Origin of the sequence: Phyllobacterium sp. LjRoot231 (assembly GCF_964253365.1) — a bacterium.
Taxonomy (GTDB): Bacteria; Pseudomonadota; Alphaproteobacteria; order Rhizobiales; family Rhizobiaceae; genus Phyllobacterium.
The window spans coordinates 2,454,521-2,479,869 of the sequence record NZ_CAXUQT020000001.1 but is presented as its reverse complement, the minus strand read 5'-3'; the positions used below and the strand labels follow the sequence as shown (position 1 = coordinate 2,479,869).

General features: G+C 55.5%; 23 protein-coding genes and 1 pseudogene. 9 read left to right on the top strand and 15 right to left on the bottom strand.

What is annotated here, in order from left to right; translation table 11 throughout:
* Positions 1 to 44: 44 nt before the first annotated feature.
* Positions 45 to 2,342, top strand: a complete 2,298-nt coding sequence (locus ACSQ3H_RS12155) for an NADP-dependent malic enzyme (protein ID WP_436117303.1) — start codon at positions 45 to 47, stop codon at positions 2,340 to 2,342.
* A gap of 73 nt (positions 2,343 to 2,415) precedes the next feature.
* Positions 2,416 to 3,360: a DUF2865 domain-containing protein gene (locus ACSQ3H_RS12150; RefSeq protein WP_436117302.1), complete on the top strand. Its 945-nt coding sequence runs from the start codon at positions 2,416 to 2,418 to the stop codon at positions 3,358 to 3,360.
* On the opposite strand, the gene gltX is transcribed toward ACSQ3H_RS12150, so the two are convergent.
* The 13 genes from gltX to rpiA all read right to left on the bottom strand — a co-directional run bounded on the left by gltX (position 3,278) and on the right by rpiA (position 16,410).
* Positions 3,278 to 4,651: a glutamate--tRNA ligase gene (gltX, locus tag ACSQ3H_RS12145; RefSeq protein ID WP_436117301.1), complete on the bottom strand. Its 1,374-nt coding sequence runs from the start codon at positions 4,649 to 4,651 to the stop codon at positions 3,278 to 3,280. The genes ACSQ3H_RS12150 and gltX overlap by 83 nt on opposite strands.
* A gap of 65 nt (positions 4,652 to 4,716) precedes the next feature.
* A complete protein-coding gene (locus tag ACSQ3H_RS12140) occupies positions 4,717 to 6,531 on the bottom strand; it encodes an ABC transporter ATP-binding protein (protein ID WP_436117300.1) in 1,815 nt (604 codons plus the stop codon).
* Between the two features lie 367 nt (positions 6,532 to 6,898).
* On the bottom strand, positions 6,899 to 7,159 hold the full coding sequence (locus ACSQ3H_RS12135; RefSeq protein WP_436117299.1) for a DUF2442 domain-containing protein: 261 nt from the start codon (positions 7,157 to 7,159) through the stop codon (positions 6,899 to 6,901).
* Positions 7,137 to 7,385: a DUF4160 domain-containing protein gene (locus tag ACSQ3H_RS12130; RefSeq protein WP_436117298.1), complete on the bottom strand. Its 249-nt coding sequence runs from the start codon at positions 7,383 to 7,385 to the stop codon at positions 7,137 to 7,139. The genes ACSQ3H_RS12135 and ACSQ3H_RS12130 overlap by 23 nt, the downstream gene beginning before the upstream one ends.
* Positions 7,385 to 9,067 (bottom strand): NAD+ synthase, encoded by a 1,683-nt coding sequence (locus tag ACSQ3H_RS12125; RefSeq protein WP_436117297.1) that lies wholly within the window; start codon positions 9,065 to 9,067, stop codon positions 7,385 to 7,387. The genes ACSQ3H_RS12130 and ACSQ3H_RS12125 overlap by 1 nt, the downstream gene beginning before the upstream one ends.
* Before the next feature lie 53 nt (positions 9,068 to 9,120).
* Positions 9,121 to 9,471 (bottom strand): diacylglycerol kinase, encoded by a 351-nt coding sequence (locus ACSQ3H_RS12120; RefSeq protein ID WP_436117296.1) that lies wholly within the window; start codon positions 9,469 to 9,471, stop codon positions 9,121 to 9,123.
* A gap of 61 nt (positions 9,472 to 9,532) precedes the next feature.
* Complete coding sequence (locus tag ACSQ3H_RS12115; RefSeq protein WP_436117295.1) at positions 9,533 to 9,949, bottom strand: GFA family protein; 417 nt, start codon at positions 9,947 to 9,949, stop codon at positions 9,533 to 9,535.
* A 63-nt stretch (positions 9,950 to 10,012) separates the two neighbouring features.
* Positions 10,013 to 11,188, bottom strand: coding sequence for a Na+/H+ antiporter NhaA (nhaA, locus tag ACSQ3H_RS12110; RefSeq protein ID WP_436117294.1), 1,176 nt, complete (start codon positions 11,186 to 11,188; stop codon positions 10,013 to 10,015).
* 110 nt (positions 11,189 to 11,298) lie between these two features.
* Positions 11,299 to 12,678 (bottom strand): class II 3-deoxy-7-phosphoheptulonate synthase, encoded by a 1,380-nt coding sequence (locus ACSQ3H_RS12105; RefSeq protein ID WP_436117293.1) that lies wholly within the window; start codon positions 12,676 to 12,678, stop codon positions 11,299 to 11,301.
* Positions 12,679 to 12,866: 188 nt separating this feature from the next.
* The gene (locus ACSQ3H_RS12100) at positions 12,867 to 13,520 is read right to left on the bottom strand and encodes a gamma-glutamylcyclotransferase family protein (RefSeq protein WP_436117292.1); all 654 of its coding nucleotides are present in this window, start codon (positions 13,518 to 13,520) and stop codon (positions 12,867 to 12,869) included.
* Positions 13,520 to 14,911 carry a glutathione-disulfide reductase gene (gor, locus tag ACSQ3H_RS12095; protein WP_436117291.1) on the bottom strand — a complete coding sequence of 464 codons (1,392 nt, stop codon included), beginning with the start codon at positions 14,909 to 14,911 and terminating at the stop codon, positions 13,520 to 13,522. Before gor ends, ACSQ3H_RS12100 begins: the two co-directional genes overlap by 1 nt.
* 115 nt (positions 14,912 to 15,026) lie before the next feature.
* On the bottom strand, positions 15,027 to 15,605 hold the full coding sequence (locus ACSQ3H_RS12090; RefSeq protein ID WP_436117290.1) for a DUF2059 domain-containing protein: 579 nt from the start codon (positions 15,603 to 15,605) through the stop codon (positions 15,027 to 15,029).
* A gap of 100 nt (positions 15,606 to 15,705) precedes the next feature.
* A complete protein-coding gene (gene rpiA / locus ACSQ3H_RS12085) occupies positions 15,706 to 16,410 on the bottom strand; it encodes a ribose-5-phosphate isomerase RpiA (RefSeq protein ID WP_436119430.1) in 705 nt (234 codons plus the stop codon).
* 194 nt (positions 16,411 to 16,604) lie between these two features.
* Here rpiA and ACSQ3H_RS12080 point away from each other — a divergent pair, with 194 nt between their 5' ends.
* The 6 genes from ACSQ3H_RS12080 to ACSQ3H_RS12055 all read left to right on the top strand — a co-directional run bounded on the left by ACSQ3H_RS12080 (position 16,605) and on the right by ACSQ3H_RS12055 (position 22,132).
* The gene (locus ACSQ3H_RS12080; RefSeq protein WP_436117289.1) at positions 16,605 to 17,288 is read left to right on the top strand and encodes an HAD family hydrolase; all 684 of its coding nucleotides are present in this window, start codon (positions 16,605 to 16,607) and stop codon (positions 17,286 to 17,288) included.
* Positions 17,289 to 17,461: 173 nt separating this feature from the next.
* Positions 17,462 to 17,896: a BA14K family protein gene (locus tag ACSQ3H_RS12075; RefSeq protein WP_436119429.1), complete on the top strand. Its 435-nt coding sequence runs from the start codon at positions 17,462 to 17,464 to the stop codon at positions 17,894 to 17,896.
* 238 nt (positions 17,897 to 18,134) lie between these two features.
* Complete coding sequence (locus ACSQ3H_RS12070; RefSeq protein WP_436117288.1) at positions 18,135 to 19,547, top strand: circularly permuted type 2 ATP-grasp protein; 1,413 nt, start codon at positions 18,135 to 18,137, stop codon at positions 19,545 to 19,547.
* 69 nt (positions 19,548 to 19,616) lie between these two features.
* Positions 19,617 to 20,558: an alpha-E domain-containing protein gene (locus ACSQ3H_RS12065; protein WP_436117287.1), complete on the top strand. Its 942-nt coding sequence runs from the start codon at positions 19,617 to 19,619 to the stop codon at positions 20,556 to 20,558.
* 5 nt (positions 20,559 to 20,563) lie between these two features.
* Entirely contained in the window at positions 20,564 to 21,361 is a 798-nt protein-coding gene (locus ACSQ3H_RS12060; protein WP_436117286.1) for a transglutaminase family protein, read from the top strand.
* A 30-nt stretch (positions 21,362 to 21,391) separates the two neighbouring features.
* Positions 21,392 to 22,132, top strand: a complete 741-nt coding sequence (locus ACSQ3H_RS12055; RefSeq protein ID WP_436117285.1) for a peptidase — start codon at positions 21,392 to 21,394, stop codon at positions 22,130 to 22,132.
* A gap of 8 nt (positions 22,133 to 22,140) precedes the next feature.
* On the opposite strand, the gene ACSQ3H_RS12050 is transcribed toward ACSQ3H_RS12055, so the two are convergent.
* Positions 22,141 to 24,069: a L,D-transpeptidase family protein gene (locus ACSQ3H_RS12050; protein ID WP_436117284.1), complete on the bottom strand. Its 1,929-nt coding sequence runs from the start codon at positions 24,067 to 24,069 to the stop codon at positions 22,141 to 22,143.
* 291 nt (positions 24,070 to 24,360) lie between these two features.
* Here ACSQ3H_RS12050 and ACSQ3H_RS12045 point away from each other — a divergent pair.
* Positions 24,361 to 24,967, top strand: a pseudogene (locus ACSQ3H_RS12045) (L,D-transpeptidase).
* A gap of 1 nt (position 24,968) precedes the next feature.
* On the opposite strand, the gene ACSQ3H_RS12040 reads toward ACSQ3H_RS12045, so the two are convergent.
* Positions 24,969 to 25,349 (bottom strand): gamma-butyrobetaine hydroxylase-like domain-containing protein, encoded by a 381-nt coding sequence (locus tag ACSQ3H_RS12040; RefSeq protein ID WP_436117283.1) that lies wholly within the window; start codon positions 25,347 to 25,349, stop codon positions 24,969 to 24,971.

Genomic DNA, 25,349 nt, shown 5'->3' with positions numbered 1-25,349 from the left:
CCAGTGTATAAACGCGCGAGCCAAATCCCCGGAGGACATCGTCAATGGCCAAGGACAAAATGCCCAGCAACTCTGACCTGGAAGAAAGCGCGCTGTTTTATCATCGCTTTCCTCAGCCGGGTAAGCTGGAAATCCAGGCGACGAAGCCGCTTGGAAATCAGCGCGACCTTGCTCTCGCCTACTCCCCCGGCGTCGCTGCACCATGTCTTGCCATTCACGAAAATCCTGCAACGGCCGCCGATTATACCAGCCGCGCCAACCTGGTGGCGGTTATCTCCAACGGTACAGCCGTCCTCGGTCTTGGCAACATCGGCCCGCTTGCGTCCAAGCCCGTCATGGAGGGCAAGGCCGTCCTGTTCAAGAAATTCGCCAATATCGATGTGTTCGATATCGAGATCGACGCACAGGAAATCAACAAGATCGTTGATGTGGTAGCGGCTCTCGAGCCCACGTTCGGCGGTATCAATCTCGAAGATATCAAAGCTCCGGAATGTTTTGAAGTTGAGGAACAACTTCGCGCCAAAATGAACATCCCGGTATTCCATGATGATCAGCATGGCACAGCGATTATCGTTGCCGCGGCCATTCTCAACGGCATGGAACTTGCCGGAAAAGATCTCTCTAAGATCAAGATCGTCGCTTCCGGAGCCGGCGCTGCGGCGCTCGCTTGCCTTAACCTCCTGGTGAAGCTCGGCGTTGATCGCAAGAATATCTGGGTCTGTGACCTCGATGGCGTTGTCTATGAAGGCCGCAATACGCTGATGGACCGCTGGAAATCGGTCTACGTGCAGAAAACCGATGCGCGGGTTCTCGCTGATGTCATTGGCGGGGCTGACGTCTTTCTTGGCCTTTCGGCCGCCGGTGTGCTGAAGCCCGAACTGCTGCAGCAGATGGCACCGAACCCGCTGATCATGGCTCTGGCCAATCCCAATCCGGAGATCATGCCGGACGAGGCGCGCGCCGCGCGCGCCGATGCAATGATTTGCACCGGCCGTTCGGACTTTCCCAACCAGGTCAACAACGTCCTCTGCTTCCCCTTCATCTTTCGCGGCGCGCTCGATTGCGGCGCTCGGGCGATCAATGAGGAAATGAAAATGGCAGCAGTGCAGGCTATTGCCGCACTTGCTCGCGAAGAACCATCGGACGTTGCCGCCCGCGCCTATTCCGGCGAGACGCCGACGTTCGGGCCAAATTATCTCATCCCTTCGCCCTTCGATCAGCGCCTGATCCTTCGCATCGCGCCGGCCGTCGCCAAAGCTGCAATGGATACCGGCGTTGCCGAACGTCCGATCGAGGATTTCGATGCCTATCTCGACCGGTTGAATCGCTTCGTCTTCCGCTCCGGCCTGATCATGAAGCCTATCTTCACGGCGGCAAAAACTGCGGAAAAGAAGCGCGTCATCTATGCAGATGGCGAAGACGAAAGAGTCTTGCGTGCTGCGCAGGTGGTGCTGGAAGAAGGCGTCGCCATCCCCACACTGATCGGGCGCCCGCAGGTCATAGAGACGCGCTTGCAGCGCTACGGGCTGAAGATCAAGATCGGCACTGATTTTGATGTTATCAACCCCGAAGATGATCCGCGTTATCGCGATTATGTCGACCTGCTGCTGAATCTCACCGGGCGACGCGGCACAACGCCGGAAGTGGCTCGCACCATGGTCCGCGCCAGTGGTACTGTCATCGCAGCACTTGCAATCGTTCGCGGTGAAGCCGACGCGATGATCTGCGGTCTTGAGGGCCGTTTCGAGCGGCACTTGCGCAATGTTGACCAGATCATTGGCAAGTCGGAGGGCATTCGCAATTTCTCGGCGCTGAGCCTGCTGATATCGCAACGCGGCGTGCTGTTCCTGACCGACACCTATGTCAGCATCGATCCGACTGCCGAGGAAATCGCCGAGAAGACCGTTCTGGCTGCCAATGAAATCCGCCGCTTCGGTATCGAGCCCAAGGCGGCCTTGTTGTCCCATTCCAACTTTGGTTCGCGTGATTCCGAGAGCGCCGCAAAAATGCGGACCGCGTCGGAAATTCTGCGCGTCAAGGCACCGGAACTGGAGCAGGACGGCGAAATGCATGGCGATTCCGCCTTGTCGGCAATTCTGCGGGAGCGCGTACTTCCACATTCGCGGCTGAGCGACGAAGCCAATCTGCTGGTCTTCCCCAATCTGGATGCAGCGAATATCACGCTCAATGTTGTCAAATCTGTCACCGATGCCTTGCATGTCGGCCCGATCCTGCTCGGCGCCGCCAAGCCTGCACATATCCTGACGCCATCCGTGACATCGCGCGGTATCGTCAACATGACGGCACTGGCGGTCGTGGAGGCATCACAACGCATTGATTGAGGTTCAAGAGTCTGTCTTATTGCTGCCGCATGACCATGGCTGGTTCTTGCGCATTCACCCGCTTCGAATGCACATGACTATCTTGGGCCGCCGCATGTACCGGACATTTCAGATCGCCTTCATAACAGCAGCAGCCATCCTGGCGGCGACACAACTTTCTTCCGGAAATTCAAATATTTGCGCGCGCATGCAGGACCGTCTCGACGAACTCAACCGCAACGCGGATGTCGACGATTTCGAACTCACCCTGCGGCGTGACCGCGTCGAGGCAGCGCTCGATGCCAATGATTGCCCGGTGGTGGACGACCGCGTGCACGAGGAGCCACGGCGCGACACGGCACGTCCGCAACCTTACGAAGTTCTCGGGAAAGAGCCGGAACCGGTCGAGCCGGAAATGAGCACAGCTCCGGTCTATGGTGGCCGGTACCAGACGCTTTGCGTGCGCACATGCGACGGTTACTATTTCCCGCTCTCCTATGAAACCGGTGCGGAGAATTTCTCACGCGATCAGGCGCAGTGTCAGTCCCAGTGTCCCGGGGCAAAGCTGTATTATCAGCCCACGGACAATCCAAATCCTGAAAGGATGACCTCATTAAGCGGCGAGGATTACAAGGACCTGCCGAATGCCTTCAAATTCAGGAAGGTAGGAGCTAATGCAACGCCGCAATGCGGTTGCCAGAGATCGGCCGCAAATTTCAGCACATTGGGTAATCCTGCCGCGGCGACATCTGCCACAGGAAAGCCCGGAGAGCCTGCCAAAATTATCGAACCTGTGAAACCCGTAGAAACCAAAGTCGAGCCAGCAGTGCCCGCGCCTCAACCGGCGGAGAAACCCTCATCCATCATTCAGCTAGGTGAACCCGCGCCGGCAAAGACCGAAGCACCGTTGCCGCAGCCGCTCAGCGGCGACAAGCCCATCGATCCGAACCGCAAGGTCAGGGTCGTCGGGCCAACGTTCCTTCCCGACCAAGAAGGGGCAATAAATCTGCGAGCTCCGGACCAGAAGACAGCCCAGTAAGCGCGATACGCAATGGCATGAACAGTGGCTTGCCCTTGCGTCCGCTCTGGAGCTTCACCCCATCGGTCCATAGTTTCCAGGTCTCGCGGTTCCACGGCTCCGGCGGCAGCAGATCAAAGGCAGCACGAACGAAATCGCGGTCCTCTTCGGCAAGCTGTTCATCCGTAGCGGGACCGTCCTTGATGATCTTCCACCAACCTTCCGCATCCGAAACGCGCGAAAGATTGCCTCGCACTGCGAGCCAGAATGCCTCGGCCTGATCGCCTTCAATACCAAGCTCTTTGAGCCGGTCCTTGGCGTCAGAAAACGGCATTGCGTGGATCAGTGCGCGGTTGAGCGTGTCGAGTTCAGCCGGATCGAACTTCGAAGCGGACTTTGACGTTGCCGCGGGATCGAAAATCTCGGCAAGGGCGTCCATGTCACGTATGGCGGTGACATTCTCCGAAGTTCCAATCAGCACGGCAAGGCTGGCCACGGCCATCGGCTCGTAGCCGTCACGACGCAAGCTGCCGATCGAGAGCGCACCGGTACGCTTGGAAATCCCCTCGCCTGACGCCGTCGTCAGGAGGTTGATGTGACCGAGCTCGGGAACCTTTGCCCCCAGAGCCTCGATAATCGCGATCTGAACGCCACTATTGGTGATGTGGTCGTTGCCCCGGATGATATGGGAGATTTCCATGTCGATGTCGTCGACGACCGAAGTAAACGTGTAGAGATAGGTGCCGTCTTCCCGCACCAAAACCGGATCTGAGAGTGAAGCGAGATCAACCGTTTCCCGGTCGCGCACAAGATCGTCCCAGTGAACTTCCGTCCTCGCTACCGAAAACGGGTCGTCCTTGAAGTTTGGCAGGAGGAAGCGCCAATGCGGGCGGCGCCCTTCGGCTTCAAGCTTTTCCCTGTCGGCAGAGGTCAGCTTCAGGGCGTCCCGGCCATAAATTGGAGGCAGGCGCCGCGCCAGGCGCAGCTTGCGCTTGCGCTCGAGTTCCTCGGCGGTCTCGTAGCAGGGATAAAGCACGCCCGCTGCCTTGAGCCTCTCGGCCGCAGCGTCATAGATCGGAATACGCTTCGACTGATACTCGATGTGCGCCGGTTTAATGCCCAGCCAGTCAAGGTCAGCGATCGTCGCCTCGGCATATTCCGTCTTGGAACGTACAGTATCCGTATCGTCAAAGCGCAGGATAAATTGGCCATTGTTTTTCAGGGCGAAAAGCCAGTTGAACAAGGCAATGCGCGTATTGCCAATATGGATATAGCCAGTCGGAGATGGTGCAAAACGGACGGTAATGGTCATGCTTGGGGCATATCGGATGCTGCCCTGAATGGCAATATGGGCCGCGCTCACATGCGGCCCATATCTTAGTCATCGTTGAGGACAAGCCCCTTGGTCAGTTCGAGCGCCTGTAATTCGAACAAGCCACGATAGATACCGCCATTGAGCCCGATCAATGCCTCGTGGTTACCCTCCTCGGCAATACGGCCATGCTCGAAGACCAGAAGCCTGTCGAGAGAGCGCACGGTCGACAAACGGTGAGCGATCACCAGTGTCGTCCGCCCCAGCATCAGCCGTTCCATCGCCTGCTGGATCAAGACTTCCGATTCCGAATCAAGGCTGGAAGTCGCCTCGTCCAGAATGAGAACCGGAGCATCCGCGAGGAAAGCACGGGCAATTGCCACTCTCTGGCGCTCACCGCCGGAAAGCTTGACACCGCGCTCACCGACCAGCGTGCTGTACCCCTTCGGCAATGCCGAGATGAAGTCATGTGCGCTGGCCTGCCTTGCAGCCTCTTCGATCTCATCTTGCGTGGCACCGGGCCGCGCATAGGCGATATTCTCCGCCAGAGACCGGTGAAACAGGATCGGCTCCTGCTGCACGATGGCGATCTGCTGTCGTAGCGAAGCCTGTGTGACCCCGGCAATATCCTGACCGTCGATCAGGATTCGACCCGACTTCAGATCATGCAGACGCTGGATCAGCTTGACGAAGGTCGTCTTGCCCGAACCGGAATGACCAACCAGACCGACGCGCTCACCTGCCCGGATCGTCACCGAAAACCGGTCATAGAGCGGCAGGCGATGTGCGCCATAATGGAACGTCACATTGTCGAACTCGATCTTGCCATTGCTGATCCGGATCGGCTTTGCGCCGGGCCGGTCTTCAATGCCAAGCGGCTGACTCTGGATATCAACAAGCTCCTCCATGTCGTTGACCGAGCGCTGCAAATTGCGGATGTGCATGCCGACTTCCCGCAAATAACCCTGCAGGATGAAGAAGGAGGTGAGCACGAAAGTGATATCACCCGCACTCGCCTGCCCCTTCGACCACAGGACCAGCGCGAAGCCGATAATGGCCGCCCGAAGCAAGAGCAGCATCGTGCCCTGCGTCGTGCCGTTCCATGTACCGCGGACCCAGGTGCGCGCCGTCCGGTCCCGCCATTTGGTCAGAACCTTGGCGAGACGCGCATCTTCACGGCTTTCCGCACCGAAGCCCTTCACCACCATGTTGCAACTGACAGCGTCAGCCAGCGAACCGCCAAGCTTTGTGTCCCAACGATTGGCAAGACGTGCCATGGGCGCAACGTAACCGAGTGACAGCGATGCGGTCACCGCAACGAACAGGAGCGATCCAATGCCGATGATGAGGCCCATCAACGGCCAATACCAGGCCATCAGCGCTGTCGAACCGATCAGCATGATCACCGACGGAAACAGCGCCAGCAGCAGCGTATCGTTCAACAAATCCAGCGCCCACATACCACGCGTCACCTTGCGAACGGTCGAACCTGCGAAGCTGTTGGCATGCCAATCGGTCGAGAAACGCTGGATGCGGTAGAAAGCCCCCGAGGCAATTTCTGTCATCATGTTCAATGTCAGATCAACGATCTGCATGAAGGTGATGTGCCGCAGGACGATCGCACCCAGCGATAGGGCAAGCAGCGTCGAGAACGCTGCAATTGCAGCATCCCACACGACAGCTTCAGTGGCATGGCCATTGACCACAGCATCGACCAGCCGGCCCGAATAGAGCGGCGTCAACACGTCGGCCAGTGTCGAGAGCAACACTGCACCAGCAATGACGACGATACGCACCGGCTGCCTTTGCCAGTGTAACCAGGTGAATCCAAGAACGCTGCGGAATGCGCCGCCGCGCAGGTCGAATCTAAAAAAAGCCATGACGATTGTCCGATGCCAATGCGCACCGGCCCCAATAGAAAATGCAAACGAGAATGCCGTGAAAAAGGACGATGGAATCAGTACGGCATGAATGATCTGGCGACTTGCCTGAATACAGGAAATGCCATTATTGGCGATGAGTTACCTTGACCGGTGAAGTCAATCGAAGAGCCGAAAGGCTCTTCATCATCACGTGTCAGGAACGAGCGCCTGCCCAGAGGGACTTATAAAAAGCTGCCATTCGAGAACCTCCCGGTCGCTATTGCCGGAAGATCGCTTATAGGTGAATCGCTCCAAGCCGCCAAGCGCCTGTTTTTTAAGCTGCCGCTTTTAGAATGTCGGTGCGGCCAGATTGCAACAGTACAGGTCATGCAGCTCTGGTGGGTTGGCGAGGTTTAGTCTGGTCACCATAGCCGGCCAGAAGCCCGGCAATCGAAATATCCTCATCCAAAGTTTCCCAATGCAGGCCACGCGAGCTTATTCGTACATCACTGCGTTGCTCGGGTGTCGCATGAAGAAGGCGCGGAAACCACACCAGTGGAACACCAAGTGTTCGTCCATCCGACAGTTCAAGCCACATACTGTCGTCGTCGAAGCGGACGCTCTCAGCTTTCACCAAAGAATTCATGCCACGCTCCTGTTATAACTTTATGCCGTTGCTCCACGAGTTCATTCAACTCACGCAGAGTTTTAGCATTGAAACCATCATTATAGGCTAGATGCACATTAGGAAACAGCCAGAATTTGGCTTCGATATTGTCTTTCTCAATATGGACGTGCATTGGCTCACGTGGATTGCCCTCGTTTGCATAGAAGAAAAACTTGAAACCCTTGTGTCTAAAAATCACCGGCATCAGGAACCAGTTCGCCGATCCCGGAACCGGTTGGTGATCGGGTAGCGGCGGTCGCGGCCGAAATTTTTCTTTGTCACCTTCACACCTGGCGCAGACTGCCGGCGCTTGTATTCGGCAATGTAGAGCAGATGCTCGATACGCTCGACCGTCGCGCGGTCATGACCGCGTTCAACGATTTCATCGACACCCATCTCATGTTCGACAAGGCATTCGAGGATATCGTCGAGAACCGGGTAAGGCGGCAGAGAATCCTGGTCGGTCTGGTTTTCGCGCAGTTCTGCCGATGGTGCCTTACGAATAATGTTGACCGGAATGACTTCGCCAGACGGGCCCAGGCCGCCTGCGGGAACATTCTTGTTGCGCCATTCCGACATGGCATAGACCTGCATCTTGTAGAGGTCCTTGATCGGATTGTAGCCGCCGTTCATATCGCCATAGAGCGTGGCGTAGCCGACCGACATTTCCGACTTGTTGCCGGTGGTGACGACCATGGAACCGAACTTGTTGGAGATCGCCATCAGGATGGTACCGCGGGCACGGCTCTGCAGGTTTTCCTCGGTAATGCCTTCCTTGGTGCCTTCGAATGTTGGCCCAAGCGCCTTGAGGAAACCCTGCACCGGCTCGAAAATCGGCACGATGTCGTAACGGCAACCAAGAAGCTTGGCGCAGTCTTCAGCATCCTTGAGAGAATCCTTCGATGTGTAGGTGTAGGGCATCATGACAGCGCGCAAGCGTTCTTCGCCCAGCGCATCGACGGCGAGCGCGGCGCAAATCGCTGAGTCGATACCACCAGAAAGGCCAAGCACAACATCCTTGAAGCCGTTCTTGTTGACGTAGTCACGCAGACCCAGCATGCAGGCTCGGTAGTTAGCCTCCTCGCCCTCCGGGATGCGTGACATCGGCCCTTCGGTGCAGGCCCAGCCATTTGACCCACGCCGCCAAGTGGTGACGATGAGCTGTTCCTCGAATTGCGACATCTGGAATGCGAGGTTCTTGCCGGCATTGAAGGCGAAGGAAGCGCCGTCGAAAATCAGGTCGTCCTGCCCGCCGAGCTGATTGGCGAAAATCAGTGGCAGACCAGTTTCGATCACCTGCCGCAGCGCTACCTGATAGCGGACGTCAACCTTGCCGCGATAATACGGCGAGCCGTTCGGCACACAGAGGATTTCCGCGCCGCTTTCGGCCAGGGTTTCACAGACGTCATGATCGCCCCAGATATCCTCGCAGATCGGAATGCCAATGCGAACGCCGCGAAAATTGACGGGGCCGGGCATCGGGCCAGCCTGGAACACTCGCTTTTCGTCGAACTCGCCATAATTGGGCAGATCGACCTTGAAGCGCTCGGCAATCACCTTGCCGCCATCCAGCACCATGACAGAATTATGCAGGCCAGATTCGCGCTTCAGGGGCGTGCCGATAATCACACCGGGTCCACCGTCCGCCGTATCCAAGGCGAAATCCTGAACCGCCTTTTCGCATGCTTCGATAAAGGCCCGCTTCAGCACCAGATCTTCCGGCGGATAACCTGAAATGAAAAGCTCGGTGTAGAGGATCAGATCGGCGTCCTGACGCGCAGCGTCGGCGCGAGCCTCACGGGCTTTTGCAAGATTGCCTTTGATATCACCCAGCACGGGATTGAGCTGAGCGATGGCGATACGAAGAGTGTCTGGATTTTTGCTCATATTGAACATATATCGTTTCGTTGATGGAAAAACAATGTTTGATCAAGCGCCGATCAGGAAAAAAACACGCTCCACACGGTATAGAACCAGACGGTGGCCACAAGAATAACCGAGATCAGCACAGCAAGCGATCCGCAATCCTTGGCGATCTGGATTTCATGATGAAAATCCAGTGAAACTGCATCACAGGCTGCCTCGATACCGGTATTGAGTACCTCGATCATAATGAGAAACAGCACCGATCCGGTCAAAAGCAGGAAGGATAGAACTGTCGGGGCAATGAACGCCGCAACAGGAATGGAGAGAATGAACAGCATAAGTTCCTGCTGAACAGCCTTCTCATGCTGCGCCAGATGCTTCAGCGCGCGCATGGAGTTGATGAATGCCAGTACCAGACGCCGCATGCCCGCCCCCGTATTTCCACAAAAGGCAGCTATAAAGCGAGAACGGCCCGCGTCAATCCTGTCAGTCCCCTGCAACCACAACACCACCGCCGCTCTTCGCGTATTTCGGCAGATCGTCGTGGATTTGATAATAGTCGCCCTTGTCGTCGACGAAGATATGGCTTTCGCCATGCAGGTCGGACGGGCGATCGAACGATCCTGCCATCACCGAAATATAATCAAGATCCTTGTGCTTCCAGAAAAGTGCCGAGCCGCAATTCTTGCAGAAACCACGGCGGGCGAAGTCGCTTGCCTCGTACCAACTGATGTTGTCTTCACCGGAAATGTCGATCGAATCGTCCTGCACATTGGTTGCAGCATAGAAATGGCCCGACTGTTTGCGGCACTGCGAGCAATGGCAGTAGACGACGCCGCGCAACTTTCCGCGCGTTTTGAAATGTACCTTGCCGCACAGGCATGAACCCCGATGCAACTCCATATCGCCACCTCCTTGTTGCTGAAGACGAAACATAAGCGACGCCGCGGGCAACGCCTTTCGTATTCACGTCTTTGCAGGACGCTTCGACGACAGACTGAGCAGGAAAGCCCCGAAGACAGCAGACAGCAGCGAACCGAGCAGCACGCCAAGCTTGGTCTCATCCTGCAGCAAAGGTGAATTCGCGTAGGCAAGCAGGCCGATGAACAGACTCATGGTGAAGCCGATCCCACAAAGCGTGGCCACGCCATACATCTGAAGCCAGCTTGCGCCGACAGGACGTTCGGCGAGACGAAGCTTGATCGCCAGCCAGGCAAAGGAAAACACGCCGATCTGCTTGCCAACAAACAGGCCAGCCGCGACACCGAGCGGAACCGGATCGGCGAGATTTGAAAGCGACACGCCACTGAAGGAAACGCCGGCATTGGCGAAACCGAAGATCGGCACGATAAGAAAGCCAACCCACGGCTGGATAGCATGCTCAAGTTCAACCAGCGGCGAATCGGCCTCGCCCTTCGCTCCGCGCATGGGGATAGCCAGGGCCAGCAACACGCCGGCAATGGTCGCGTGGATGCCGGACTTGAAAACAAGAATCCACAGGATCACCCCGAGAATGAGGTAAGCCCAAAGCCGAATCATGCCGAGAAGATTCATCGCGATGAGAATAGCGAAAACGGCAGCAACCCCGGCCAAGGCCGGGATGTTCAATCCTTCCGAATAAAACAAGGCAATGATGATGACCGCGCCAAGATCATCAATGATGGCGAGCGCGGTCAGAAAGACCTTCACTGACAACGGAACGCGCGACCCGAGCAACGACAGAACGCCGAGCGAAAAGGCAATATCGGTGGCGGTCGGGATGGCCCAGCCGCGAACTGTTTCACCCTCATTGAAGGCAAGGAAGATCAGCGCCGGAACGACCATACCGCCCACAGCGGCAAAACCCGGCAATGCGCGGCGCGACCAGTTCGACAATTGGCCGCTGATCATCTCGCGCTTGATTTCGAGGCCAACGAGCAGGAAGAAAACGGCCATCAAGGCATCATTGACCCAATGAAGGATGCTCAGGCCACCAACATAGGTTTTCAGGAGACCGAAATAATCTTCGCTTAAGGGAGAGTTGGCGACAATCAGTGCCAGAGCCGCGACCGCCATCAGAATGATACCGCCGGAGGCCTCATTCTCAATGAACGAACGGAAAGACGCTGACAGGCGGATTCGGCGTACGGGTTTTATGTCCATACAACCTTGATAGAATCCCGAAACGCAAAACTCCAGCCCCAATGCCTTGATTACTGAAATTGAAAAAGGCGGCCCGAAGGACCGCCTTTTATTGCAGATATACTTTGAGGTCAGGCGTTGACGGCCATTTTCTCCGGATGGCTGTCGCGTTCCTTCTTGAGAAGTTCAGCAACGAGGAACGCCAGTTCCAGTGCCTGATCCGCGTTGAGACGTGGATCGCAATGGGTATGGTAGCGATCCTGCAGATCTTCTGCCGAAATCGCTCGCGCACCGCCGGTGCATTCCGTGACGTTGTTGCCGGTCATCTCGATGTGGATGCCGCCCGGATAAGTTCCTTCGGCGTGATGAACCTCGAAGAAGCCTTCGACTTCCTTCAGGATACGGTCGAAAGGCCGCGTCTTGTATCCATTGGCAGTGATGGTATTGCCATGCATCGGATCACAGGACCAGACAACCTGACGGCCCTCCTTCTGCACCGCACGGATCAGCTTCGGCAGATGGTCGGCAACCTTGTCGTGACCGAAGCGGGCGATCAGAGTCAAACGGCCTGGTTCGTTTGCAGGATTGAGCAGGTCGATCAGCCGAAGAAGATCGTCGGCCTCCAGCGACGGGCCGCATTTCAGACCAAGCGGATTCTTGATACCGCGGCAGTATTCTACATGGGCATGATCCGCCTGACGGGTGCGATCGCCGACCCAGATCATATGTCCGGACGTCGCGTACCAGTCACCAGATGTTGAATCGACGCGGGTCAGGGCTTCTTCGTAGCCAAGCAACAGGGCTTCGTGGCTCGTATAGAAATCCGTCTCGCGCAACTGCGCATTGGTTTCTGCGGTGATGCCAACTGCACGCATGAAGTCAACCGTTTCGGAGATGCGGCGTGCCAGCTGGCCGTAGCGTTCGCCTTGCGGGCTGTCGGCAACGAAACCCATCATCCATTGGTTGACGTTCTCCAGATTGGCATAACCACCCTGGGCGAAAGCGCGCAGCAGATTCAGCGTTGCAGCCGACTGGCGATAAGCCATTTCCTGGCGGGCAGGATCCGGCGTGCGCGACTGTTCGGTGAACTCTGTACCATTGATGATATCACCGCGATAGATCGGGAGCTCGATACCGTTCTTGGTTTCGGTATCAGAGGTGCGCGGCTTGGCGAACTGACCCGCAATACGGCCAACCTTGACGATGGGCTGTGAAGCGCCGAATGTCAAAACAACGGCCATCTGCAGGAAGACGCGGAAGAAATCGCGAATATTATCCGCACCATGTTCGGCAAAGCTCTCGGCGCAATCGCCGCCCTGCAACAGGAAGCTCTCGCCCTTGGAAACAGCCGCAAGCTGCTTCTTGAGCTTGCGCGCTTCACCTGCAAAAACCAGCGGCGGATAAGTACGAAGACGGGCCTCGACATCGCTCACAGCCTGAGCGTCCGGATAATAAGGCACCTGCTTGATAGGTTTGCCTCTCCAGGAAGTCGGTGTCCAGTTCTTGGTCATTATTGCACCTGTTACTTGCTTTCCACATTGGTAGCATTGAGAATATCCGGTCATTCCGGAAGGCGCTCGTATAGTCCAATTACAACGGATACGCCAGTCCTGTTGACGTCAACGTAGATGAGCCCGTTGTCGCGCTCCAGGCGGCTATTAATGGAAGTAAAAACCGACGAACGCGACTAAGCTTGATCTTACTTTACGTTAGCAGCAGTCGCATCATTTATTTCTGGCGCATCGGTAAAGTTCGCACCAATCTCTACGAGCAACCGGTCGAACATGTCGATTTCCTTGTCGCTGAGTTTCACGGCGCGTGGATAGGTCGGCGACGGTCGGTCCCTGTAGATCGGTGTGTTGAAATATTCTGTCTTAAGCACGAAGTGCCGAAGCCCCTCTTCACCATGCTCGACGAGAAAACCCTGCATGACCGCATCCAAATAGGATTGCAGGATCATCGGCGGTTCTGGACGAACCGGTACATATTCGTGCGCCTCATACACAAAGATCGGCACGCCTTCCGGAAAAGGCGTTGCAGTCTCGATGTCCTCAGGCAGGACGTTGCGGCGGTCGTAATTTTGCTCGCGCAGATCGACTGCTGGAAGGTTTTCCTGGTAGTCGAAAACCAAAAGACCATCCACACTGGCGCTCTCGTCCCGGCAGACCGAGAGGAGCGCTGTGGGGAGCTCGCTCTCGCTTGGACTGGCACGCCACAATCTCCGCCAACCGTGAAGTTTGGCCGGCATGGCATGCACGATGTTAGTCCGTAATGTTTGACGGTTTACCAGCGAGCCATAACCGAAATAAGCGACAAGCTTGCCGCTTTTCGCAAGGTTTTCGAATTCATTCATCAATCAACACGCTCGCCATTCACCAGCCTATAGCTTGGCTTGTACATGGTAACCAGTTCTTCAGAAGCAGTAGGATGCACCGCCATTGTGCGGTCGAAATCATTCTTGGTGCACCCTGCCTTGATGGGAATGGCCAAAAGTTGAGCCATTTCGCCCGCATCGGGTCCCAATATATGCGCACCGACGACCTTTCGGCTGACGGCATCGACGATAAGCTTGGTCAGCATCTTGTCCTTGGCGCCGGAAAGCGTGTTGCGCATCGGGCGAAAAAGAGCGCGGTAAACCTCGATCTCCTTGAATTCCCTGGCCGCATCTTCTTCGGTCAGTCCTACGGTACCGATTTCAGGCTGCGAGAAAACGGCGGTAGCGATCTGGCGATGATCGGGTTTGGTGGGATTGTTTTTGAATGCTGTCTCGAGGAAACACATGGCCTCGTGAATCGCGACGGGCGTCAGCTGGACCCGGTTGGTCACGTCGCCTACAGCCCAGATGTTGGCCCTGGTTGTGCGCGAATACTCGTCAACCTTGATAGCGCCGAGCTCGTCAATTTCTACACCTGCCTGTTCCAGGCCAAGCGATTTCGTGTTTGGTGCACGGCCGATGGCCAACATGACCTGGTCGGCAACAAGCTCATCGCCCGCATAAAGACGGACAGCGAGCCGGCCATTATCCTGGCGTTTCACTTCCTCGATGACCTCCACGCAACGTACGCGGATACCCTTGGCTACCATGGCCGCGTGAAGCAATTGGCGAAGATCGTGGTCGAAGCGCGAAAGGATTTCCTTGCCGCGGTAGATCAGCGTCGTTTCAACGCCAAGACCATGGAAAATATTCGCGAACTCAACAGCGATATAGCCGCCGCCCTCGATGATGATGGCCTTTGGCAATTTCTCCAGATGAAATGCCTCATTGGAACTGATGCACAACTCGTGCCCAGGCAGAGCCGGATGCGGATTAGGATGACCGCCTGTTGCAATCAGTATCTGGTCTGCAGTTATCCGCTTGCCAGTCTTGAGGATTTCGATTGTGTGATAATCGATAAGGACTGCGCGGCTGTCGAAAATCTCGACATCGGAATTATCGAGTCCCTGCCGATACAACCCTTCCAGTCGCGCGATCTCACGATCTTTATTGGCGACCAGCGTCGGCCAATCGAACTTCGTTTCACCAAAACTCCAGCCATACCCGGCAGCAGCTTCGAAATGTTCGGAAAACTGCGACGCGTATACAAAAAGCTTCTTTGGAACGCAGCCGCGGATTACGCACGTACCGCCCATCCGGTATTCCTCGGCGAGCCCGACCTTCTTGCCCATGGCACCGGCAAGCCGGCCCGCGCGAACACCGCCCGACCCTCCCCCGATGACGAAAAGGTCGTAGTCATAGCTTGGCATGGTGGAAACACTCCGAATCTGATGAGCAGTTCATATGGGTTGTATAGTGGCGACTTAAAAGAACAAAGCCCGGCTTTGCGGCCGGGCTTTGCAGAATATCGAATTAAGGCAGCACTCAGGGTTTTGGCTGAGCCGGTTCGGCGGGTGCGGCTGGAGCTTGCGCGGGGGCTGTAGCGGCGGCTGCAGCGACAACCTTCTCGGCAACGGCCTGGGCCAGGTCGCGCGCGATGCCACGCTGCCAGATGCCAGCTGCCTTCATCACTTCACGCGTAACGATCGGACCTTCGGACAAAAGCTTCTTACCAGCCGTGGAATTATAAAACCCGGTGATCGCGTTCAGTTCTTCTTCATTGAACGACACAGCATAGGCGCGGGCGGCTTCATTTTCGAGGTCGGCGCGGCGTGCTGCAAGCGCCAAAGCCTGTTCGTCGACGGCTGCGCTGATGATAGATTCGAGATTGGGATCCTTCTGGATCAACTCGCCCTTCAGCTGCTGTGCAACGCTTGGCAGAATCGAGTCGAATTGGTCCGTTGCCTTGATTGCGGAAATAGCAGCCCGGGCGGCTGCGAGATGCGATGCTGTAATATTATTGTTGTTGTTCGCATCCTGCGCCTGGGCGGCACAGAGACCGCCAAGCATGATTACGATAGACAAAGGTGCAATCAAGCGGCGGAAGCCAGTTGCTCGGTTCATGAATTTATCGCTCCGTTTTCGACGTTGTCGCGCATAACCCAAAATCATCGATTTTCAGAAGGCTTTGCGCAGATTCAAAGTGCACCTGCTTCTTGTGCCTCTAAGCAGACGCACGGCTCAGCAGCGTTCTGATCCCGTCAGCACCGGCCAAAATGGCTACGCGCGCCAGTCCCAGAAAAAGTCCATGCTCCACCACGCCAGGTATGGCGTGCAGAGCGTTCGATAAAGCTCTTGTATCCGGAATGCGGCCAAAAGATGCATCCAGGATCAAATGTCCGCCGTCTGTAACAAATGCTTCGTCTCCCGTCATCCTCAATGTAACAGGACCCACAAGTCCGAGCTTGCCAGCCGCCTGCTCGATAGCAAGTTTTGTCGCCGCAAGTCCAAAACGATTGACCTCGATGGGCAGCGGGAAAGTACCCAGCGCCTCCACCAGCTTCGATTCGTCAGCAATCACGATCATCTCGCTCGAAGCTGCCGCGACGATCTTTTCCCGCAGCAACGCGCCGCCCCCGCCCTTGATCAATGCAAGTTCAGGGTCAACCTCGTCGGCACCGTCGATCGTAAGATCAAGCTGCGGCGTTTCTTCCAGAGTGGTGAGCTTGACGCCGAGTTCGCGGCAGAGAGCCGCGGTGCGCTCGGATGTGGGTACGCCAATGACATTCATTCCGGATGCGACCTTATCAGCCAAAAGCCGCACGAATTCCTCTGCGGTCGAGCCCGTTCCAATTCCAAGGCGCATGCCGTCCTTGACGTAGGTCAGGGCCTCGGCAGCAGCTTTGATCTTCAGCGATTTGGCATCCATGGATGGTGCGCCCTCTTGTAGCTTTGACTTGTCTTCGCTTTGACTTGACACTGGGCTCCCTAACACGTCAGGCAACCGGGTCAAGGCTCGTCGCTTGATTTTGAGCCCACCTTATACTTCAGTGTGGGAAGGTCACCTCACGAAACCGGTAATAATCTGGTTTCGCCATCGGCACGGATGCCACAGGAATATAGATGTCCAAACCCATTGTCGTATTTGATCTTGACGGAACTCTGGTGGATACCGCCCCGGATCTCCTCGATAGTCTCAATCATTGCCTTGATGCAGCAGGCATGCAAAAGGTCGATCCAGTCACCCTGCGCCGTTATGTCGGGCAAGGCGGACGCGTGATGATTGAGCGCGCATTCGAGGCACAGCAAAAACTGCTGAGCCCGGAACAGCTCGACTGGCTGGTTGATATCTTTATCGAGCATTACGGTGCCAACATGCCCGGCCACTCGGCGCTCTATGAAGGCGCCGAACGAGCCATGGAAGACCTGTCTAGCGCCGGTTACCTGCTTGCCGTATGCACCAATAAATTTGAAGGCCTGTCGGTTAACCTCCTGGCGGGCCTTGGCCAATCGTCCCGCTTCAGTGCGATTTGCGGTTCCGATACTTTTGCCTACCGCAAGCCCGATCCGCGCCATCTGGTTGAAACGATCCGCAAAGCTGGCGGTGATCCCGAACGTGCAGTGATGATCGGCGACAGCCAAACGGATATCAACACGGCAAAGGCTGCGGGAATTCCCGTAATCGCAGTGGACTTCGGCTATTCGGATCTACCGGTTGCAACCTATGAGCCAAGCCGGATCATCTCACACTATCGTGAGTTGAAGGTAAAGCTTGCAGACGATTTGATAGGTGCGGTTAGCGCCTGAACCGACTGAATTGGAACGATTTTTTTATCAGCGCGTTAACCAGCTACAGGTGTTAGGCGGCTTTGGCCTACCATCCGAGGTTTTTTGCTCTTACATTGAAATCGGGGCACACAGTCCCGGAATTCCAGGAGGAAAAATTGAGGAAACTAACTTCAATACTGGCCGCTCTTGCGATGTCGGTGGGCATGACATCGGTCGGACCCATGCCTGCCTTTTCGGCGCCGCTCTCGCCCTTGAGTGTTGAAACCAGCAGCCCCAACATCGAACAGGTACAATATAGACGTCCTTATCGCGGAGGTCGCTACTACGGCGGAGGTCGCTACTATGGCGGAGACCGCTACTATCGCGGAGACCGATATTGGTACAGAGGTCACCGAGGTTACAATTATTATCGCCCCGGCTACCGTTACTATAACGGCGCATGGTTTCCGCTGGCCGCTTTCGGCACCGGTGTCATAGTCGGCAGCGCTATTGCTCCTCGCCCGGTTTATCGCGCCGACGGTTCACATACACAATGGTGCTATAATCGTTATCGGTCGTACCGGGCCTATGACAATACGTACCAGCCCAACAACGGCCCCCGTCGTCAATGTGTTTCTCCATACTAAGCACGGCGAAATGATTCCAGAGCCCGGCTGCCAATCGGTAGCCGGGCTTTTTATTTGGCTAGTGTACAAGGACCCGAACCGCCTACCCATTAGACGAAGATCGCACTGCGCTTGCCTCGATCCCATTATAGGTGCCTAATTTTTGAGCTGTGCTGCAACACATGCCCCCGGACAATGGAATGTGCTTGCATTTTTTGCCGAACCCGCTTGAATGACGCTTATATGAAGGGGATTTTGAGTGAAGCCATTTGATGAGATGATCAAAACCGGCGGTGACGTGCGCCCGCCATATGAACAGCTAAAATGCTGGCTCGATACCCAGAACCCTGAGCGGTTGGCTCAAAAGTCGCTCGACGCCGAGAACGTTTTTCGCAAGACCGGGATTACCTTCGCAGTCTATGGCGATGAAGAAGCCGCCGAACGTCTCATTCCCTTCGATATTATTCCACGCATCATCACCGGCAATGAATGGCGCCGCCTGTCGCAAGGTATCGAGCAGCGTGTCATGGCGCTCAACGCGTTTCTTGACGATATTTATCACCGCCAGGAGATTATCCGCGCTGGCCGCATTCCTCGCGAATTGTTCACACACAATGATGCCTATCTGCCGGAGATGGTCGGGTTTAGACCGCCGGGAAATGTTTACACGCATATCATCGGCGTCGACATAGTAAGGACCGAAGAGAACCAATTCTACGTTCTGGAAGACAATGCGCGCACACCCTCTGGCGTGTCCTACATGCTTGAAAACCGCGAAACGATGATGCAACTGTTTCCGGAGCTATTCCAGCAGATCAAGGTACGTCCTGTTGAAACCTATCCGAAGCTGCTGCGCCAGTCATTGGCGGCGGTTGCTCCGCCCGGATGCAAGGGCGCGCCGACCATCGCCGTTCTGACGCCGGGCATCTATAATTCCGCCTATTTCGAACACGCGTTCCTTGCCGACCAGATGGGTGTCGAACTCGTCGAGGGTAGCGACCTCAAGATCGAAAATGGCAAGGTGGTCATGCGTACCACCGAGGGTAACCGCGCGATCGACGTCCTCTATCGGCGAGTTGACGATTCCTTCCTCGATCCCCTCACCTTTCGCCGCGATTCAGCATTGGGCGTTGCCGGGATCATGGATGTCTATCGTTCGGGTAACATCACGATTGCCAATGCACCGGGCACCGGGATTGCCGACGACAAGGCGCTCTATTCCTATATGCCGGAAATTGTCGAGTTCTATACCGGCCGCAAGGCGATCCTGGAGAACGTACCGACCCACCGCTGCTCGGAACCGGACACGCTCAAATATGTGCTCGAAAACCTTTCCGATCTTGTGGTCAAGGAGGTTCACGGCTCCGGCGGATATGGGATGCTCGTCGGTCCGGCTGCTTCGAAGAAGGAATGTGAGGCTTTCGCTTTCAAATTGAAGGCCAACCCGAAAAACTACATTGCACAGCCAACGCTGGCGCTTTCGACCACGCCGATCATGACCGAAAAGGGCCTCGCGCCGCGCCATGTAGATCTGCGGCCCTTCGTTCTGGTCTCCGACCGCATACGCATCACGCCGGGTGGTTTGACGCGCGTTGCCCTGAAAGAGGGCTCGCTGGTCGTCAACTCCAGCCAGGGAGGTGGTACAAAGGATACTTGGGTACTGGACGATTAGACTTGTTCTGAGGGGTATAAGAACCGCTCAAGACGGTTCCAGAACGACAAAGAGGGATACCACCAAAAAATGCTTCTTGGCCGAACCGCAAATGGTCTCTACTGGATGTTCCGCTATATAGAGCGGGCAGAGAATATGGCGCGCCTGATCGATGCCGGGTTGCGTATGGCCTTGACGAAGACATCCGACGCGCCGGAAGAATGGTCATCGGTACTGATGAGCGCCGGCGTCAAGATCGGCTATGACAACAAGTACAAGGAATACAACGCGAGCCTGGTGTCGGATTTCCTGCTGCGCGATCTGAGCAATCCTTCGAGCGTTATGTCCTGCGTTGAAACTGCACGCTCCAACGCGCGCATGGTGCGCACGGCGCTTACGCGTGAGGCCTGGGAAAGCGTCAACGAAACCTGGATGGTGCTCAAATCGACCCTGGCTTCAGCGATCCCAGAAACTGATCTTCCACGCGTGCTCGATCAGATCAAGCGTGAAACCGCGATCATTCGCGGTGCTTTTCACGGGACCATGCTGCGCAACGAGATTTTCAATTTCGCGCGCATTGGCACATTCATCGAGCGGGCTGATAACACAGCGCGTATTCTCGATGTCAAATATTACGTGCTGCTGCCGTCGATTTCCTATGTCGGCACGACACTCGACAACTTTCAGTGGGAATCAATCCTGCGTTCCGTTTCCGCCCATCGCTCGTATCGCTGGGTTTATGATGTCGAGTACAATCCCGTGAACATTGCGGATTATCTGATCCTCAATTCTCGCATGCCGCGATCCTTGAACTTTTGCTACTCAAACATCGTGGATAATCTGAAATACCTTGCAAACGACTACGGCAAACGGCACGAATGCCATGACATGTCGGAAGGCATTATGACACGGCTCGAAAACAACGAGATCCGGACCATTTTCGACAATGGGCTGCACGAATTCCTGAGTGATCTCATTTATCAGACGAACAGCTTGAGCAGTAAGATCGCTGAAGCCTACAATTTCGATTGAACATCATGCTTTTGAACATCCAGCATAATTCCCGCTATCATTACGACGCTCCGGTACACTATTCGGTGCTGCGCTTGCGCATGCATCCGCAGAGCAGTCCGGGCCAGAAGGTCATCGATTGGACGCTGAACGTCCAGGGCGCAACGCAGGAAGCGAACTACCGCGACGGTTATGGCAATCGCACCATATTGATACGGCTTGATCGCGACGTGGAGGAACTCGTTATTCACGCCGAAGGGCACGTCGAAACCGAGGACCGTACCGGTGTACTCGGCAAGGTCTATAATTTCATGCCGATATGGCTCTACGAGCGCGAAACGGACCTGACCAAAGCCGGAGATGCGATCCGTGAATTGGCAGCAAGCTTGCCGGCCAAGAACGACAAACTGGCAGTCATGCACGATCTGATGGGATTGTTGCATCAGAAAGTGGCCTACACGCCCGGCACGACCACTATCAACACGACCGCTGAAGAAGCCCTCCTCAACGGCAATGGTGTTTGCCAGGACCATGCGCACATTTTCATTTCGGCCGCTCGCCTGCTCAACATCCCGGCCCGCTACGTATCCGGGTATCTCATGCTGAACAACACGATAGAACAGACGGCAAGCCACGCTTGGGCCGAGGCCCATATAGAAGGACTAGGCTGGGTAGGATTCGATGCGGCCAATGATATTTGTCCGAATGAAACCTACGTGCGTCTGGCTTGCGGCCTCGATTACCGCGAAGCGGCACCAGTTTCCGGAATACGCTTTGGACCGGGCATTGAATCACTTGCCGTAGAGGTCAATGTAGAGCAGTAATCGCTCTGCTATCGGAATTCGGGATTCGCTATGACTTACTGCGTGGGGCTCAAACTGGACCGCGGCCTTGTGTTCATGTCTGACACGAGAACAAATGCTGGTGTCGACAATATCTCTACGTTCAAGAAAATGTATACGTGGGCCAAGACAGGCGACCGCGTCATCACGCTGCTTTCCTCTGGCAACCTAGCAACAACCCAGGCCGTCATCAGCATCCTGAATGAACGCACCAAGCAGCCATCGGAACGGTCGCCGTCGATCTACGAAATGCCGTCGATGTTCCAGACGGCAAGGCTTGTTGGCGATACGATAAGACATGTCATCGACGAGGTGGATTCCGGCGGGCAGCGTGCGGATTCGTTCGGCGCCTCGATCATCCTCGGCGGTCAGATCAAAGGCGGCGATCCGCGACTTTTTCTGATTTATCCCGAGGGAAACTTCATTGAATCAACGCCTGATACGCCCTTCTTCCAGATCGGCGAGCATAAATATGGCAAACCGATCCTCGTGCGTTCCTACGATCCGGCGATGACCTTTGAGGAGGCAACCAAGCTATTGCTGGTGTCCTTCGATTCGACGTTGAAATCCAACCTCTCGGTGGGTTTGCCGCTAGATCTGCAATTTTACGAGTCGGACAGTCTCAAGCTTGGCTTCGAGAAGCGCATCGAACGCCATGATCCCTACTATGAAATTATTTCCGATGGCTGGTCGCAGGCCTTGAAACTCGCGTTTCAAAGCCTGCCGCCTTTCGAGATCAAGTCCGACGAATGACCTTGCCTTTATAGCGTCGCGGTCTGAACGCTTGCTGCCTGCCTGACGGCGCGTGTCTTGACGAACGCTTTTTCGAGATAGGCATCGCGCTGATAGACGTCATCATAATACTTGATCTCGCCTGTTGTCGCATCCGGCCATGCTGTGAAATAGGACACGTAGACGGGCAGCTGGTCCTTTACCTTGACGCTGCGTTCGTTTTTGCCGAAATACTGCTTCAAATCTTCGACCGGAACGCCGAGCACAGCCGCAGCCATGTCACGCGGACGCTCCAGCCGGATACAGCCGTGGCTCAATGCCCGCATGTCCCGCTTGAAATAGGATTTGGCCGGCGTGTCATGCATGTAAATGTCGTGGCTATTTGGGAAGAGTATCTTCAGTTCCCCAAGAGCATTGTCGAGGCTCGGCTTCTGGCGAATGCCGACCCCGCCGCCATTTGAAGCAACCTGATACCAGTTGATCGAGCTCGATGGAACCACACGGCCCGATTTGTCATAGACCTCGTATCCGCTGTTTTCGAGATAAGACGGGTTGCTGAGTATTTTCGGCATCATCTCGTTGAGAATGATCGAGCGCGGCACCCCCCAGGATGGATTGAAGACAACAGTCTCGATCGTATCATCGAAGAAATAGGTCTGGTTCGTAGGCGATCCGACGACAATATTCATTGCCAGTTTTTCTGTGTTGTCGTCGAAATACTGGGCCCGGTAGGCAGGCTGATTGATGAAGACATAACGCTTGCCGAAATCATGCGGCAACCAGCGCAGCCGCTCCATCGAATAAAGAATACGGTCGCGTTTTGACGAGGTTGTTTCAGTTTGAAGCGACTTGATGGTGCTGCTGCCGATTATTCCGTCGCCTTTGCGCCCCTGTGCCTTCTGAAAGTCCTTGATGGCTTCGACGAGGCTATCATCATAGACATCGCCGTTCTCATGCGCCGCCAGTACGGTTTCGTGCTTCGCGAGATAATCCTTTGGCGCTTTCGCCCTGATCAGCGCCACGACGTTACGGATTTCCGGGTTCGTTTCACCAGGGCGGATCATTGTGCCGGGGACAATGCTCACAGTTGGTTCGTTGGTGTCGCCAAGCTCATGCAGATTCTGTTTCAGCTCGGCATACCATTTATTCTGCGGTTCGAAACCAATAAGCGTTGCGGCGGGACCGTTCGAGGAAGCAAGCTGATCGATCACTTCCCGCGGCTTGACACGACCCGTGGCGAAATCATGGAACCCGCTGAGGCGGTTCGGATTAATGCGCCCCTCGCCCTGATCCAGGGCATAGCGCAGCGCCCGTGCCGACATCGACAATTCGAAATCTGCAAGCTCCTTTAACCGCGCTGGAATATTGGCACGGTCATAATCGTCGCTCGGCACCGTAACCGCATAGTCTTGTGGATCAAGACCATCTTCGGCAGCCTTTGCAAAAAGCGCTACGACTGCCTTGGCTTGTCGTGTCACATCATAGGATGCCGTCCAGATCGGCCGCTGTTTCGTCGCATAATACGAGACGATGGCATCAGAGATTTCCTTTTCCGCCAGGACATGAGCGGTTTTCAAATGATCGAACTTCAGACCGAATTCATCCATGGCCATCGATGGCGACGCATCCATGCTATGATCGGCAGAGGCCGTGAGCTGTGTATCGACTTTGGAAAAATCCACCTGAACCAAGCCTTCAGGCTTGTAGTCGTAATTTGTGGGCGCAGTGACGACCACGCGCTTTATAGGGGCAGCCGGACGCTGGACGCTCGCGCGCTTGACAGATTGGTCGTCCTCCAGCCTTTGGCGGGTCTGATCGACAGGCCGGGATTCGATACGGCGATTGCCGAACAGCAATTCCATCAGGTTATTGGCTGCCGAAGCCGGCGACATCGAGACGGCCGTGGCCGACAACATCGCAGCCAGAAAGATTGCATGTTTTTTGGAATAGGAATTCATGATGCGCGCCCAGCTGGAACTGTGTTGCCCACGGATGAACATGGGTCATCGATGAGGTGTGTAGCCAGTTTGACCGCATCGTATTTAGATTCTTTTAACAATGCCCCGCCCCAAATATTAACTCGCCGCCGCACAATTTTAAGCTGTGTGCCGGTTTTGACACATTTACCTGGGTTCATCTCCACTTTCATGTCGATTCATCACACAAATAGTTGACCAAACCAGTTCTTTTCTAAAACTTGCAATAATGTCACAGAAGAAGCGACTCACGACATCGAATTGGGGGATGCGATGAACAAGTTTTTTGGCATGTCGTTGTTGTGTTTGGTATTTTTTGGAATGAGTTCTTTAACAGCGCCCGCAAACGCGCAGGATAGTCTTATCAAGAGAATATTTCTCGCGGGCCAACCTGAACGCCAAGCCGGCAAATATCGATCGGATCACTCGCCTATTGCGCGAAAACCTGTGTCGTTCTCTACAACCTATGGTTCTGGAACCATTGTGATAAATACCAGCGAGCGCCGGCTCTTCATGTCATCGAACCTGGCCGCGCAATGGCTTATGGAATCGGCGTTGGACGTGATGGCTTTACCTGGAGCGGTAGCAACGGGATTTCCCGCAAAGCGGAATGGCCCGGCTGGACCCCGCCCGCTATCATGCGCTCCCGCGAAGCAAAGAAAGGCGCGTCCTTCCGCCATATATGCCAGGCGGACCAAACAACCCGCTCGGCGTGAGAGCCATGTATATCGGCTCGACGGTCTATCGCATTCACGGCACCAACCAACCCTGGACGATTGGCCAAGCCATGTCGTCAGGCTGCATCCGCATGGCCAATGACGATGTGAAACACCTCTACGCCAATGTCGATATTGGAACGGAGGTCATCGTCCTCAGGTAGGTCAAGTCACTCGCCGCGGCGTAAACGGTTCGCGGCTCAAGCCTTTTTCGGCGAGTTCATCGAGATAGGCCTGCCAACGTGTATCCTTGTTGCGGCCAAGATCGATCAGATAGTCCCAACTGAACAGGCCGGTATCGTGCATGTCGTCAAAAATGATCCGCACCGCGTAGTTGCCAACCGGTTCCATCTTGGCGATCTCAACATTTACCTTGCCCGGTACCGTCTGGCGCTGTTCCGGCGAGTGCCCTTGCACTTCCGCCGAAGGTGAGGCAACGCGCAAAAGCTCCGCTGTAAGCACATAGCTTTCGCCATTGTCGAATGTAACCGCGAGTGATCGGCGGTCTTTGCTTACGCGCAGTTCTTTGGGCCAGGCATCGGTCAT